The sequence below is a fragment of the Arthrobacter sp. OV608 genome (assembly GCA_900110595.1).
Lineage (GTDB): Bacteria > Actinomycetota > Actinomycetes > Actinomycetales > Micrococcaceae > Arthrobacter.
This window is the reverse complement of the sequence record FOEZ01000002.1, coordinates 97013-110571: the sequence shown is the minus strand read 5'-3', so window position 1 is coordinate 110571 and position 13559 is coordinate 97013. Positions and strand designations below refer to the sequence as shown.

Here is a 13559-nt window from a genome sequence, read left to right as displayed (position 1 = left end):
GCCGGTGCGGCATGGTCGAAACAGTCACTTCAGCAGTTTCGCCCGTTATCCGGCGGAACAACGTCACCATATCCGGGCAGGCGGACGGGCCGGTGATGCTGTTTGCCCACGGCTACGGCTGCGACCAGGACATGTGGCGCCGGCTCCTGCCCTACTTCAGCGACACCTATCGGCTGGTGCTCTTTGACAACGTGGGCGCGGGCCGCTCGGACGTGGACGCCTACGACCGCGACAAGTACGCGTCGCTGGACGGTTACGCGGCGGACCTCCTGGAAATCTGCGATGCCCTGGAGCTGGAAGACGTCATCCTGGTGGCGCACAGCGTCAGCGCGATGGTTGCGGTGATCGCTGCCGCGCGGGAGCCGCAGCGGTTCTCCCGGCTGGTCCTGGTGGCACCTTCCCCGCGCTACATCAATGACTTAGCCGATGGTTACGTGGGCGGGTTCTCGCAGGAGGACATTGAAGGCCTGCTTGCTTCGCTGGACAGCAACTACTTCGCCTGGGCTGAGGCGCTGGCACCGATGGCCATGGGCCACCCGGAGGCGCCGGAGCTTTCGGAGGAACTCCGGAGCAGTTTCTGCCGGACCAATCCTTCCATAGCCCGGCATTTCGCGCGGGTCACCTTCCTCTCGGACACCAGGCCCATGCTGGAGCAGGTGGGGACTGACAGCCTGATCCTGCAATGCTCCGATGACCTGCTTGCGCCGCCGGAGGTGGGTTCCTATGTCCACGAGCATCTGGAACGAAGCACGCTGGTGCAGCTCCAGGCCACCGGCCACTGCCCGCACGTCAGTGCACCGGAAGACACCGCCCGGGCCATCCTGGACTATCTATCGGCCAGTACGTGACAGGTTCCGACGAGCCGGACCGGGCCGATTTTGAAGCGCTGTTCCACCAGGCGCCCTGCGGATACCTGATCACCGACGACGCCGGACACATCACCGCGGTCAACGACACGTTCGTGCGCTGGTCGGGTTACACCCGCCACCGTCTGGTCGGATCCACGTTGCAGTCCCTGATGCCCGTGGGGGACCAGATCCTCTATTCCACGCACTGCATCCCGCAACTTGGCATCAACGGCTCTGTTTCCGAAATAGCTGTTGAAATCATCCACGCCGACGGCGGCCGCCGGGCTGCGTTGCTCTCGGCGTCACGGTCTCCGGGCTCCGGAGGGCAGCCCGCCATCGTCCGGGTGATCGTTTTCAGCGCCCACGAACGCCGGATGTATGAAAAGGAACTGGTATCGGCAGTGCGGGCTGCCGAGGAATCCGAAGCCCGCCGGGCGGAGGCTGAAAAGGAACTGCAGCGGCTCGCCCTGCATGACGCGCTGACCGGCCTGCCCAACAGGGCTGGACTGAAGGCCAAGCTGGACGCGGTTCCAGGAACTGGCGCCCAGGGCAGCGGCCGGCTGGCCGTCCTGTTCATCGACCTCGACCACTTCAAGGCCGTTAATGACAGCCTGGGCCATTCGGCGGGGGATGAGCTGCTGGTCTCCGTTGCGGAGCGCCTGGCAAAAGCAGCTCCGGATGCAAGTGCTGTGGCCCGGCTTTCCGGGGACGAGTTTGTGGTGGTGGGCCCGTTCACCGGCCCCGGGGAAGCCACTGCCCTCGCGGCGGAACTGCTGGAGATCCTCAGTACGCCCATCCAGATCGAGGACCTGGAAATAGTCACCTCCGCCAGCATTGGAGTAGCTGCCGCCCAGGGGGAGGGGGAAGGCCTTGAAGAGCTGGTTCGCCGCGCGGATATCGCGATGTACCGGGCCAAGGAACTGGGGCGCAGCCGCTGGGAACTGCATGAACCCGCGGCGTCTGATCCCACGGTGGACCGGCTCCGCGCGCTGGGCGAACTCCGGCGGGGAATCAACGAGGGTGCGCTCCGCGTCCATTACCAGCCGCGCGTGGACCTGCGCACCGGGCGGACCATTGGAGTGGAGGCGCTGGTCCGGTGGCAACACCCAACCCGCGGACTGTTGCCGCCGTCGGAATTCATCACCATGGCTGAAGAATCCGGGCTGGTGCGTCCGCTGGGAGCCTGGGTCCTGGGCGAAACCCTCCGGCAGGCGGACAGCTGGCGCCGGGAAGGCCGCGGCGGCGCGGGCCTTGAGTTCGCCGTCAACCTGTCCGCCCGGCAGCTCAGCGACCCGGAGCTGGTGACGATGGTGGAAGGCGCACTGCAGCTACGGGACATTGATCCGTCACACCTGCTGCTGGAAATCACCGAAACGGCCCTGATGGCGGACCCTGACGCGGCACTTGAGTCGCTGACAGCCCTGAGGAATCTCGGTGTCAACCTCGCCGTGGACGATTTTGGTACGGGCTACTCAAGCCTGACGTACCTGAAGAAGTTCCCCATCGACGAACTGAAGATCGACAGGTCCTTTATCAACGGGCTGGGTTCGGACTCCGGAGACTCGGCGATCGTGGGCAGCTGCATTGATCTGGCCCATGCGGTGGGCATCCGGGCGGTTGCCGAAGGCGTGGAGACGTCAGGGCAGGTCCAGACGCTGAGGGCGATGGGCTGCGACCTTGCGCAGGGCTACCACTTTGCCCGCCCGCTGCCTGCCCCGGCCCTGAAGGAGTGGCTGGACGCCCACGGTGACGGCGAACCCGCCATCGCATAAAAGGTTTCCACCGGACTGGGAGTGCGGCTACCCGTCTATTCGGATACGGCTGCACTTCCAGTCGGTGGAAAGTCTAAGGAGAGAAGAAAGTGTGCGGCCGGCACCACTGGCCCGATCAGGGGGCGCTGCGGGTGCCTTGGCCATAAAGCCTTATGCGGCGAGCAGTTCCGGCCGCGAGGGGGTATGTTGCCGTCGCGGTGCCAGGACACTGATATCGCACGGCTTCTGGTACGGATCAATAAGTGCCGGCAGGTGATGGGTCTGGGAGCACGCCTGCAGTTGCTCCAGTGCCTCGTCATCCACCACGGCATGGGAGATATCCAACTCCAGGTACAAACCCTGTCTGATGGAATTGGCGCGCTTGGCCACAACATAAAGCGCATTCACGCTGTGCACGGTGATGTGCCCCTTTGCAATCACCAGTGCTTTCGCGTGGTCGAGATCTACACGGACAACGATGTTGAGCTTGGAGTTCAAAATGTAAAGCCTTCCCCGGCATTGGCTGCGACGCTGCAGCTTCTTGCATTGGCCTGTTTCTTAAGCCTCAATCAGAGTAGGGGGTGAATGTGATCCACGCAACAGTTACGTATTTATTACACCGAATGTGGATGCTGATGTTGTGACGCCAGCGGCCGCAAAAACAAGCACGCTCGCCTTTTCCTGAACAGCGGCCGGCAGCACCCGTGCCGCCGGCCGACGTCGTACTTCTCCGCCAGATGCTGCCAAGCAGAAGGTCAGACCACCTCCGGAAGCCTTCCCGTTATTACTGACACCGGGGCCGATGACCAGCGCTCGCGCTCCGGCTCGTAGGAAATCACCACCGCGGCGTCGATTTCCCGCGCTTCGTCCATGGCGAGCAGCAGGGCGTCTTCAACGTGCCGGGCGTATTCGAGCCGCTCGGCCAGGCCGCCCTGCAGGTCGCTGTCATCAATCAGGACATGGCCTTTGCCGTCCACGATGACCTTCAGCGAAAAACCCTGGTCCTCATGAAGGGACCCGCGGGTGGATGAAATTTCGGTGACATAGTCTGCCCGGACCAACCCGTTGCCGAGCGTACGGATCCACACTTCACCCATGAAATGAACCTCCCCTTTGGTTGTGGGCGCGGATCAGCACCCATAAGGCAAACGCTAGTCCTTTGCAAGGGTTTTGTGACCCCCAAACCGGCGTCTTTCTGGCCCCTGCTGCCGCCCGCCCTAGGATAAATCTGATGACTTCCCCGGATGACCCACAGCCCTTTACCTTGCGCGGTATCGCCGTGGCCGCTTTCGGCCCCACGCTGCTTTTTGGGATCGGGCAGGGCGCCATCCTTCCGGTGGTGGCGCTGACCGCCCGCGGGCTTGGCGCTTCGGTGGCCCTCGCGGCGCTGATCGTCACGCTGATCGGACTGGGCTCGTGGTTCTTCAACCTGCCCGCCTCCTTGGTGACGCTGAAGTTCGGCGAACGCTGGGCCATTGTGGGCGCCGCGGTGGCTGCCGGCCTGGCCCTGGCCGCCGCCGGGCTGTCCTCGCTGATCCCCAACGGACTGTGGCTGCTTGCGGTGGCGATGGCCGTCGTCGGGATGTCCGGCGCCGTGTTCGGGCTGGCACGGCAGAAGTACCTCGCCGAGGCCGTTCCGGTGGAGTTCCGGGCGCGGGCGTTGTCCACACTGGGCGGAGTGAACCGGATCGGTGTGTTCATCGGGCCGTTCCTGGGCGCCGGGGTGATGCAGTTCTCGGGCATCGGTGGTGCGTACTGGGTAGGGGTGGTGGCCATGGCGGCGGCTGCCTTGCTGTCCCTCACCATCCCGGACCTGGAGCTTTCTGGAACGTCCGACGGCGGGCACAAGGGTCCGGAGCCCACCCTCCGTAACGTCGCTGTGTCCCACGCGAAGGTGTTCCTGAGCGTGGGTGCGGGCATCCTGCTGCTGAGTGCGCTGCGCTCCTCACGCCAGGTGGTGATCCCGCTGTGGGCGGACCACCTGGGCATGGATGCCAGTTCCGCCTCGTTGATCTACGGTCTGTCCGGGGCCATCGACATGCTGGTGTTTTATCCGGCCGGGAAGCTGATGGACCGGAAGGGCCGGCAGTTTGTGGCCGTTCCGTCCACGCTGCTGATGGGACTGGCCCTGCTGCTGATTCCGCTGACCGGGTCCTTTACCGGGCTGCTGCTCGCGGCGCTGCTGATCGGGTTCGGGAACGGGATCAGCTCCGGACTGGTGATGACGTTGGGGGCTGATTTCTCGCCGGACCGCGGGCGCGGGCAGTTCCTGGGGCTGTGGCGGTTCATGGCGGACGCCGGGTCCACGGGCGGGCCGGTTCTCCTCTCCGGGGTGACGGCCCTGGCCTCCCTGGGCGCGGGGATCTCAGCCACCGGCATCCTGGGCTTCGCGGCGGCGGCCGTGTTCGCCGTCGTGATTCCCCGCTTGAAGCACCGCCGGAACTACTGACCCTCCACTTGAGCCATCACTTTTGGTGCCCAAACCGCCCGGTTGGGGACCAAAAGTGATAGGGCAACGGGGTGCGGGCGCTATCCTCGACAGATGAGTGAAACGGGGATGCCCGTCCGTGGCAGTGGCCTGCAGAAGGCCGTGTGGTGGCTGCAGGACTACGTCTATGCCGCCATCTGCCAGGTCCAGGGCGCGGTGTCCCGGGTGCAGCCGGGTTCCTTCCATAAAGGCCACCTCAGTCCCGTGCTGATTATTCCGGGCGTGTACGAAAACTGGCAGTTCATGATGCCGCTCATCCGGTCCATCCATGATGCCGGCCACCCGGTCCACGTGGTGACGGTGCTGCAGCGGAACAAGCTGGATGTTCCCGCCGCCGCACGCATGGTGGCCCAGCACCTGGAGGAAGCGGGCCTGCGTGATGTTGCCATAGTGGCGCACAGCAAGGGCGGGCTGATCGGAAAGTACGCCATGCTGAACCTGGACCCCGAGCACCGGATTGAGCGGATGATTGCCGTCTGCACGCCGTTTTCCGGCTCCCGCTATGCCCGCTACATGCTGCTGCCCAGCCTGCGGATCTTCTCCCCGCGCAACGCCTTGACGCTTCAGCTGGCACGGGAGGAGACCATAAACAGCCGGATCACCTCCATCTACGGCCCCTTCGACCCGCACATCCCCGAGGGCAGTGTCCTGCCGGGCGCCACCAACATCGAGCTGCCCGCCGCCGGGCACTTCCGGATTCTGGGCGAGCCGGAGACGGCCCGGATCATCGTGGAGCAGCTGAACCTTCCGGCCTAGTCCGCGGGCGTCCGGCTTTCCCACCGGACCTTTTAGGCTGTTGGTGAGCGACCGAAAGGAGAAGCGTCGTGACGTCCACTGGCTCCCAGCGGGCTGTTCCAGATGAGCCGGACCACTCACGTTCCAGCAGCCCCGTGGTCCGCCGGCAAAGCAGATGGGCCACCGTCCTGGCCGTCCTGCAGCGGCTTCTGTACCTGGTGGTGACCATCGCCGTGGGCTGGGCGGTCTACTATTTCCTGCTCGCCCGCCTGTCGCGCGGCCCGGAACAGGCGTGGGTGTTCCTGCCGGTCTGGCTGATCCTGGCCTACGCCCTGTTGCCGCGCGTGCACAAGATCCTCAGCAGCCTGTACATTCCGGACTACTTCATCGGGCGGACCAGGACGGGCGACGGCGTCCTGGGCGACCCCGTGAACCTCGCCGTGGTGGGTCCCAGGGAGGAATTGCGCCAGGCCATGATGACAGCAGGCTGGGTGGAGGCTGATCCGATCACACCCGGCACCGCCTGGCGCACACTCACATCCACGGTCCTCGGGCGCAGCTATCCGGCCGCACCGGTCAGTTCGCTCTACGTATTCGGCAACAAGCAGGACCTCGCCTTCCAGCGCGAAATCGAGGGAAACCCGCGGAAGAGGCACCACGTCCGGTTCTGGAAATGCCCGCCCGGATGGCGGCTCCCGGGCGGACTCGCCGTGGACTGGGTGGGCGCCGGCACCTACGACCGGAGCGTGGGGCTGTCACTGTTCACTTTCCAGATCACCCACAAGATTGCCGACCGCACGGATGAGGAACGGGACTTCATCATCGAGACGCTCCGCTCGGCCAACGCCGTGGAGTCGATCCACATCATCCTCAACTACTCCAGCGGCTACCACCACCGCAACGGCGGCGGTGACGCCATCCGCACCGACGGGCACCTGCCGATCATCGACCTGCACCCGCCGGAGCGGTTGCGGCGGAGGGGTCTTTGAGCTTTTCAACAGGTGTACGTTCCAGACAATGGCATTGGGCTCCGCCAGAAATTGGTGGAATCTGACGGACGGTAAAGGGGGCGAATTTCGTATGAGAAAGCAACAGAACTTCCACCCTGCGGGGCGGTAAAGGTGCGAGAGCTTTCAGACAGTCCCTGATAGGTCGTGGACGAAACGCCACCACTGGAAACGATGACTTGCAACTCGTTGGCGTAGGCTATGGTGGCTTTCGCTGCCACGGACAGGGTCAGCACTCTCTTGTTGCTGCCGCATACTGCTGTTACTGCCACAGTCGAGGCGGTTGCCGGTGGAATCGTAGCCGTTGCCAAACCCGCGGCTGCCTTTGCGCTTCCGTTGAAAGCGGCGTTGGCCGCGGGGGAAATTGATATTCCGAGCGCCAGGCACAGGACGACGCCAAGCGTTCTGGCGGTGCGGCTCTTATGCAACCTAATCATTGGATTCGGGCCTGGGATCCTTGCGCCAGATCGATGTCAACAGCCCGATTAGCAGGACGCCTGGCGCCCCGTACATCACGGTGTTCAGGACAAGTGGTTGGCGAAGGGCGCGGATGGCCTGGCCCACGAACGGGATAGTCAGGACCTGCTTGTCCACCCTTGAAGCTTGGAAGCTGGCGGTCCAAGGATCAACGCCATCGTTGGCGTCACCCTTTGTGCGCACAGCTATCGAACCGTCGGCGTTTGCCAGGACCTCGGTGACCCGATGGGTCTCCACGCGCTGATCCTCCACAGGGATGTGGTAGGTAATGACATCGCCAACCCGGATGTCCGCAACGGACGTGGGTACAGTCACTACCACGTCGCCCGGATTGATCAGGGGAGCCATGGACCCGGTGAGCATCGTTGAGGTCTGGTAGCCCAGGACTCGTGGACCGACGGCAAGGAGCAGAAAGCCTGCTACGGCGACGACGACCAACAGACTGCTGAGGATACTGACCATTCTGCGGGCGGCAGCCTTCACGGTAGCGGATGTGGTGCGCAACGTCTCCACCGAAGTCCCCGCATCACGGTGGGGGGGTTTGCGATGCGGGGACGGCTCGGGGGCAGTTGCAGCGCTGGATGCAGGGACATCAGTCAGTGTGCTCATGGCGGTACGGCCCTTTGGGAGACGGGTAGTGCGGGAAGATGTCCTGGCGGCGCCGCTTCATAACGCCGCCAGGAGAATGCGGGGTTATTTGACGGAGCCCGTGCGCTGGGTGGCGTCGAACTTGAAGTTCACCGTGCTGGTCAGGCCCTGGAAGGCGTCAGTGGCGCTGGTGGGTAGTGAGGTGGTGATCTTCAAGTGGTCTGACTTGGTGGCCGTAAGGGATGCCGGAGCCGTAAGGACCTTGGTGCCGAGGACGGGAGTGGTGGCTACCACTGTCTTGGACCCCGCGCACGTGTCGGGACCGTTCGCAACTGTCACCCAATCGGTGCTGCAAGCCTCGATGGTGAGCTGAAGGCCGTTTTGGACATCCGATGTCAGCAGGGAGCCAGCGGTGGCGGTGGTAGTCAGCGTCACCGCATTGAAGTCTGAGTCGCCGGTATTGCTCAGGGTGACAAACTTTTCAACGGAATCGCCAGGGAGCAGGCCGGAAACAGAGTTGCTGAGTGTGTTGACAGTCCCTCCTAGTTCGATAACTACCGTGCCGGCCTTCACTTCTTGGCTCGCGTTCGTTGTGGAGGTAAACGCGCCGTAAGTGCCCAGGCCTGCGACTGCGGCTGCAGTACCGACGAGTGCGACGGAGGCGAGAATCTTGCCTGATGTGCTCTTCATGCTGATGCCCATGGGAATGTCCTTTGCGACGGGCCCACCCCCCAGTAGGGCCGGCCGGTGATTCAGCCAGGCTCTCTTGGCCTGACAGGTTCAACTATTCAGGGGCTTAATCAAATTACACACAGGTAATCACTCAAGGTTCTGTCAATAGTTCATCGACGTTTCCGCAGGTCAGCTGCTGTTCCTCCAAGCAGGTACCGCTAAGAGTCGTTATGGATCGTCAAAACGGCACTTCGGGCTACCTGGTTGGGCTGGGGAAACAGGAAGGGACTGTTCCCGCGGACCCGCGTGTGCCAGTCTGTGTTGAGGGGGCCCTTTACCGGTGGCAGGAGGACGGACATGAGGATCGCCTCAGGGCAGTTCAGTGCCGGCCGGGTACCCCGGAACAACCTGCAGCAGATCGCGCAGTTGATGGAGGCGGCGGCGCTGGGAAACGCGGATCTCCTGGTGCTTCCGGAGTCCAGCCTCTACGCCAGCGCGGAACCAGCCACCGTCCTGGCCGTTGTGGCGGAGCCCCTGGACGGCCCTTTTATCAGCGGTATCGCAGCGCTCGCCAAGAACCTGCGGCTGCCCGTCGTCGTGGGCACCACCGAGGCCAATCCCGACGGCCTGCCGTTCAACACCCTGGTGGCACTCGACGCCGCCGGCGCCATCCAGGGCACGTACCGCAAAATCCATCTATACGACGCCTTCGGCTACCGGGAAAGTGACGGCACCAGCCAGGGATCCATCGGGGTGCCCGCCCTGCTCTCCTACGGCCAGCTGCGCCTGGGCATGCTCACCTGCTACGACCTGAGGTTTCCGGAGAGCGCCCGCTACCTGGTGGACGCCGGAGCCAACGTCCTGCTGCTGCCTGCCATGTGGATCGCCGGGCCGGGCAAAGAAGATCACTTTTATACCCTGCTGCGCGCCCGTGCCATCGAGAACACCTCGTATGTGGTGGCGGCAAACCAGTGCGGACCGCTGGCCACTGCCTATTCCATGGTGGTGGATCCCTTTGGGGTGGTGATCGCCAATGCCGGCGAGGCGCCGGGCCTGGTCTTTGCGGAGCTTGAACCCGAACGGATCGCGGCCGTCCGGACCCGTGTGCCCTCCCTGCGGAACCGCCGTTTCCGGGTGGTCCCGGCAGACGAGGAATGAACCGCAAAAAGTGTGATCGTCTTGACACTTGGAATTGACACTGGCGAAACATTCGACGGCTGCACGGGCCATAAAATTGAGTCAGTAAATCTTCCTGGAGGGACCTCAGTGCACACCACCGACGCCGCGATGAAACCTGTCATCGGACTCACCACCTACCTTGAGCAGGCGGGTACTGATGGTTGCGGCACGGTCAGGGCAGCTTTCCTTCCCGAGACGTACCTGAAACCGATCATCGCCGCTGGTGGCATGCCCATCCTCCTGCCGCCGCAGCCCGTGATGGCAGGCATGATAGAACTGCTGGTCAGCAGGCTCGACGGCCTGGTGGTACCTGGCGGCTGGGATGTCAACCCGGCCCTGTACGGCCAGGAAGCCCATCCCGCAACCGACGCGCCGCATCCGGAGCGGGACGCCTGGGAGCAGGCCCTCATCCAGGAAGCCATCCGGCAGGACGTTCCACTGCTGTGCATCTGCCGCGGCGAGCAGCTGCTGAACGTGACGCTCGGCGGCAGCCTCCACCAGCACCTGCCCGATGTCATCGGCAGCGGCAATTACCAGCCCGGAGGCTACACCTTCAACCGCATCCCGGTGGAGATCAAACCCGGTTCCCACCTGGAGCAGCTGATCGGACCCAACCCCGGGCCCGTGCCGGTCTCCCACCACCAGGCCGTGGACAAACTGGGCGAGGGCCTCACCGCCGCCGCATGGAGCGAGGACCAGGTGGTGGAAGCCATCGAGCGCCCTGCCAGCACGTTCGCCCTGGGCGTCCAGTGGCACCCGGAGGAGTTGCCGGAGGACTTCGGCCTGTTCCGCGGGTTTGTCGAAGCAGCCCGCGGAAAGTTCCTGTCCCGGCTGGTGCCGGCCACGCCGCCGTCGTCCGTCTCCGCCGAAATCAATGCCAGCATGGCCGGACCCGCGCTGGCCTGACCCGGAAGCTTCCTTTCAAGAGCAGCGGAACCGCCCCGAAGCAGCACGTCAAAGTGCGCCGTTCTGGGCGGTTCCTGCGTTGCAGCTTGCCCGATATAAATAAGCATGCTTAGTATGTTTTAGACACTGAAGTTAAGCCAAAGCTTCATGGGTTTTTGATCCAGGAGCGAATGATGGCTGATTTCTTTATCGTTTTTCCTCCTGCCCACCGACCAGCCGCGTGCAGGGAAGCTGACGGTCCTACGGGGCAGCGGCGATGCGCCGGGTAGGCGTTGAGGAAGAGTTCCTCATCGTTGATACCGGGGACGGCCACGCCGTGCCGCTCGGTGACCTCCTGGAACGCCTGAACAATGACGACGGGCTGAGCCGGGAGATGAAGCAGGAGCAGATCGAAACCTGCACGCTGCCGAGGATCAGCCTGGACGAGCTCGCCCGGGACATCACAGTGCGGCGGCTGAGCGCCGATTCAACCGCCCGCGCAGCGGGGGCACGGTCAGTGGCCCTGGCAACGTCACCCCTACATGTCAAAACCACAACGAGCCCCGGCCTGCGGTACGAGCGGATGATCGAGCGGTTCGGCCTGACGGCGGTGGAGCAGCTGACCTGCGGCTGCCATGTGCATGTGGAAATCGAGTCGGACGAGGAAGGCGTCGCCGTCCTGGACCGGATCCGGATCTGGCTCCCGGTGCTCATGGCCGTCACCGCCAATTCCCCTTTCTGGAACGCCACGGACTCGGGGTATGCAAGCTACCGCTCCCAGGCGTGGAACCGGTGGCCCACCGCGGGGCCCTGCGAGATTTTCGGATCAGCCGACTCCTACCACCGCCAGGTCAACGAGATCCTGGGTTCCGGAGTCCTGCTGGACAGGGGGCAAATCTACTTTGATGCCCGGCTCAGCCACCGGCATCCCACCGTTGAAGTACGGGTGGGGGATGTGTGCCTTTTCGCCGACGACGCCGTCCTCCTGGCCGGGCTGGTGCGGGGCCTGGTGGAGACGGCAGCCAGGCAATGGCGGGAGGGCGTGCCTCCCGCCCCTGTCTCCGCCACACAATTGCGGCTTGCCTCCTGGCAGGCCGGCCGCTTCGGGCTCGACGGCGACTTGCTGGACCCGCTGACCGGCGGGCCCCGGCCCGCGTTCGAGGTGGCCATGGCACTGCTGGACCACGTCCAGTCAGCGTTGAAGAGCCAGGACGAGTTCGATGTTGTGGAGTCCATGCTGTTCCAGGTGCTGACCAGGGGTACAGGCGCTGCGCGCCAGCGTGCCATGTTCGCGGAGGCGGGCAGCCTGTGCGATGTCATCGCTGACGCCGTCCACATGACCAGCCTGCCGGCCACACCGCTTCAGACGCTAAGGGGTTTGCCGCTGCTGGCCACCGACCAGAGTTCCTAGACAACCATCCGGGAGGACACATGGACCAGAACGAAACACCGGTGCTTGATGCACTGGCCGAACACCAGAAACTGGACAGGTACGGCTTCACACCACCTGCCCACCGCCAGGGCCGCGGCGTCGATCCGCGGGTGCTGGAAGTGCTGGGCGAACAAAGCTTCAAGTCCGACGTCGTTGCCTCCTCAGGCCTGGACGACCGGCAGTCCTCCAACGGCTACCTGTCCAAAGCAGAGCAGCTCCTTGCCGAAGCCGTGGGAGCGGACAAGGCCTTCTTAACCACCTGCGGCAGCTCCCTGTCCATCAAGGCCGCCATCCTGGCCGTCACACGCGGCGAGGGGGAACTCCTCATCAGCCGCGACGCCCACAAATCAGTGGTTTCCGGGCTTGTCCTGTCCGGGCTGCAGCCCCGGTGGATCAAGCCGCGCTGGGACAACGAGCTCAAGCTGAGCCACCCGCCGTCACCGGAAACTGTTGAGGAGATGTGGCAACGGTACCCGGACGCATCCGCCGCATTGATCGTCAGCCCCACCCCCTACGGCACGTGCGCGGACCTCAAGGCCATCGCCGAGATCTGCCACAAGCGGGGCAAACCGCTGATTCTCGACGAGGCCTGGGGCGCCCAGCTGCCCTTCCACCCGGACACACCCACCTGGGCCATGTCCGCCGGCGCTGATATCTGCGTGGTCAGCGTGCACAAGATGGGACTCGGGTTCGAGCAGGGCTCCATTTTCCACCTCCAGGGCAACCTGGTGGACCCCGTCCGCCTCAACCAGTGCGCCGACGTCCTCTCCACCACCAGCGCCAACACGCTGCTGTACGCGGCGATGGACGGCTGGCGCCGGCAGATGGTGCAGGAGGGCAAAGCCATGATCGACAAGGCCCTGGAGCTCACCAGGGGACTCCGCAGGGACATTGAGGCGATCCCCGGCCTGCACGTCCTTGAAGATGAACTCGTCCACGCCGAGGCCTCCCACGATCTGGACATCCAGCACATCATGATCGACGTTTCCAGCCTCGGCATCAGCGGGTTCCAGGCCACCGACTGGTTGCGCGAAAACTGCCGCATCGACATGGGCACAACAGACCACCGCCGGACCGAGGCCGTGATCTCGGTGTCAGATGACCAGGAAACTGCGGAACGTCTCCTGGGCGGGCTCCGCGCACTCACCGAAGCCGCCCCGGACCTGCCCCGGCCGCCCGCCGTCGTCATCCCCAGCGAGGAGGACCTCTTCCTGGAAACGGTGATGCTGCCCCGGGATGCGTTCTTCGGGCCGGTGGAAGTCATCCCGTGCGAGGAAGCGCCGGGGCGTATTGCCGCAGAAATGGCCACCCCGTACCCGCCGGGTGTGCCGCTCCTGCTGCCCGGCGAGCGGATCAACAAAGCCGCCATCGACTATCTCAGGAGCGGGGTGGAGGCAGGGATGGTCCTGCCTGATCCCGCCGATCCAACGCTCAAGACCATCAGGGTGGTCCGTGAAGAACCACACCGATCGCAGTAAATCGCAAGGAACGAGGACA

13 protein-coding genes are annotated in these 13559 nt (G+C 64.2%); 9 read left to right on the top strand and 4 right to left on the bottom strand.

Going from position 1 to position 13559, the window contains the following annotated elements; all coding sequences use genetic code 11:
• The first annotated feature begins 11 nt into the window (after positions 1-11).
• Entirely contained in the window at positions 12-848 is an 837-nt protein-coding gene (locus BMX78_RS03290) for an alpha/beta fold hydrolase (RefSeq protein ID WP_091416336.1), read from the top strand.
• Positions 845-2620, top strand: coding sequence for a sensor domain-containing protein (locus BMX78_RS03285; RefSeq protein ID WP_091416333.1), 1776 nt, complete (start codon positions 845-847; stop codon positions 2618-2620). The genes BMX78_RS03290 and BMX78_RS03285 overlap by 4 nt, the downstream gene beginning before the upstream one ends.
• Positions 2621-2770: 150 nt before the next feature.
• On the opposite strand, the gene BMX78_RS03280 is transcribed toward BMX78_RS03285, so the two are convergent.
• Together BMX78_RS03280 and BMX78_RS03275 are read right to left on the bottom strand one after the other, a co-directional pair.
• The gene (locus BMX78_RS03280; protein ID WP_091416330.1) at positions 2771-3097 is read right to left on the bottom strand and encodes a hypothetical protein; all 327 of its coding nucleotides are present in this window, start codon (positions 3095-3097) and stop codon (positions 2771-2773) included.
• 257 nt (positions 3098-3354) lie between these two features.
• On the bottom strand, positions 3355-3696 hold the full coding sequence (locus BMX78_RS03275; RefSeq protein WP_091416326.1) for a hypothetical protein: 342 nt from the start codon (positions 3694-3696) through the stop codon (positions 3355-3357).
• Positions 3697-3830: 134 nt separating this feature from the next.
• Between BMX78_RS03275 and BMX78_RS03270 the strand changes: the two genes are divergently transcribed.
• The 3 genes from BMX78_RS03270 (at position 3831) to BMX78_RS03260 (ending at position 6811) form a co-directional block, all read left to right on the top strand.
• Positions 3831-5048: an MFS transporter gene (locus BMX78_RS03270; protein ID WP_091416324.1), complete on the top strand. Its 1218-nt coding sequence runs from the start codon at positions 3831-3833 to the stop codon at positions 5046-5048.
• A gap of 93 nt (positions 5049-5141) precedes the next feature.
• Positions 5142-5843 carry an esterase/lipase family protein gene (locus BMX78_RS03265; RefSeq protein ID WP_091416320.1) on the top strand — a complete coding sequence of 234 codons (702 nt, stop codon included), beginning with the start codon at positions 5142-5144 and terminating at the stop codon, positions 5841-5843.
• 68 nt (positions 5844-5911) lie between these two features.
• Entirely contained in the window at positions 5912-6811 is a 900-nt protein-coding gene (locus BMX78_RS03260) for an LssY C-terminal domain-containing protein (protein WP_091416319.1), read from the top strand.
• Between the two features lie 447 nt (positions 6812-7258).
• Here BMX78_RS03260 and BMX78_RS03255 read toward each other — a convergent pair whose 3' ends face one another.
• Together BMX78_RS03255 and BMX78_RS03250 are read right to left on the bottom strand one after the other, a co-directional pair.
• Positions 7259-7915 (bottom strand): signal peptidase I, encoded by a 657-nt coding sequence (locus BMX78_RS03255; RefSeq protein ID WP_091416316.1) that lies wholly within the window; start codon positions 7913-7915, stop codon positions 7259-7261.
• An 84-nt stretch (positions 7916-7999) separates the two neighbouring features.
• On the bottom strand, positions 8000-8596 hold the full coding sequence (locus tag BMX78_RS03250; protein ID WP_091416313.1) for a TasA family protein: 597 nt from the start codon (positions 8594-8596) through the stop codon (positions 8000-8002).
• Positions 8597-8923: 327 nt separating this feature from the next.
• Between BMX78_RS03250 and BMX78_RS03245 the strand changes: the two genes are divergently transcribed.
• From BMX78_RS03245 to BMX78_RS03230, 4 genes are all read left to right on the top strand, one after another.
• Complete coding sequence (locus BMX78_RS03245; protein WP_091416311.1) at positions 8924-9724, top strand: carbon-nitrogen hydrolase family protein; 801 nt, start codon at positions 8924-8926, stop codon at positions 9722-9724.
• 108 nt (positions 9725-9832) lie between these two features.
• Positions 9833-10651 (top strand): gamma-glutamyl-gamma-aminobutyrate hydrolase family protein, encoded by an 819-nt coding sequence (locus BMX78_RS03240; protein ID WP_091416308.1) that lies wholly within the window; start codon positions 9833-9835, stop codon positions 10649-10651.
• Between the two features lie 256 nt (positions 10652-10907).
• Positions 10908-12041: a glutamate--cysteine ligase gene (locus BMX78_RS03235; RefSeq protein ID WP_091416305.1), complete on the top strand. Its 1134-nt coding sequence runs from the start codon at positions 10908-10910 to the stop codon at positions 12039-12041.
• Positions 12042-12061: 20 nt separating this feature from the next.
• Positions 12062-13540, top strand: a complete 1479-nt coding sequence (locus BMX78_RS03230) for an aminotransferase class I/II-fold pyridoxal phosphate-dependent enzyme (protein ID WP_091416302.1) — start codon at positions 12062-12064, stop codon at positions 13538-13540.
• Positions 13541-13559 lie beyond the last annotated feature (19 nt).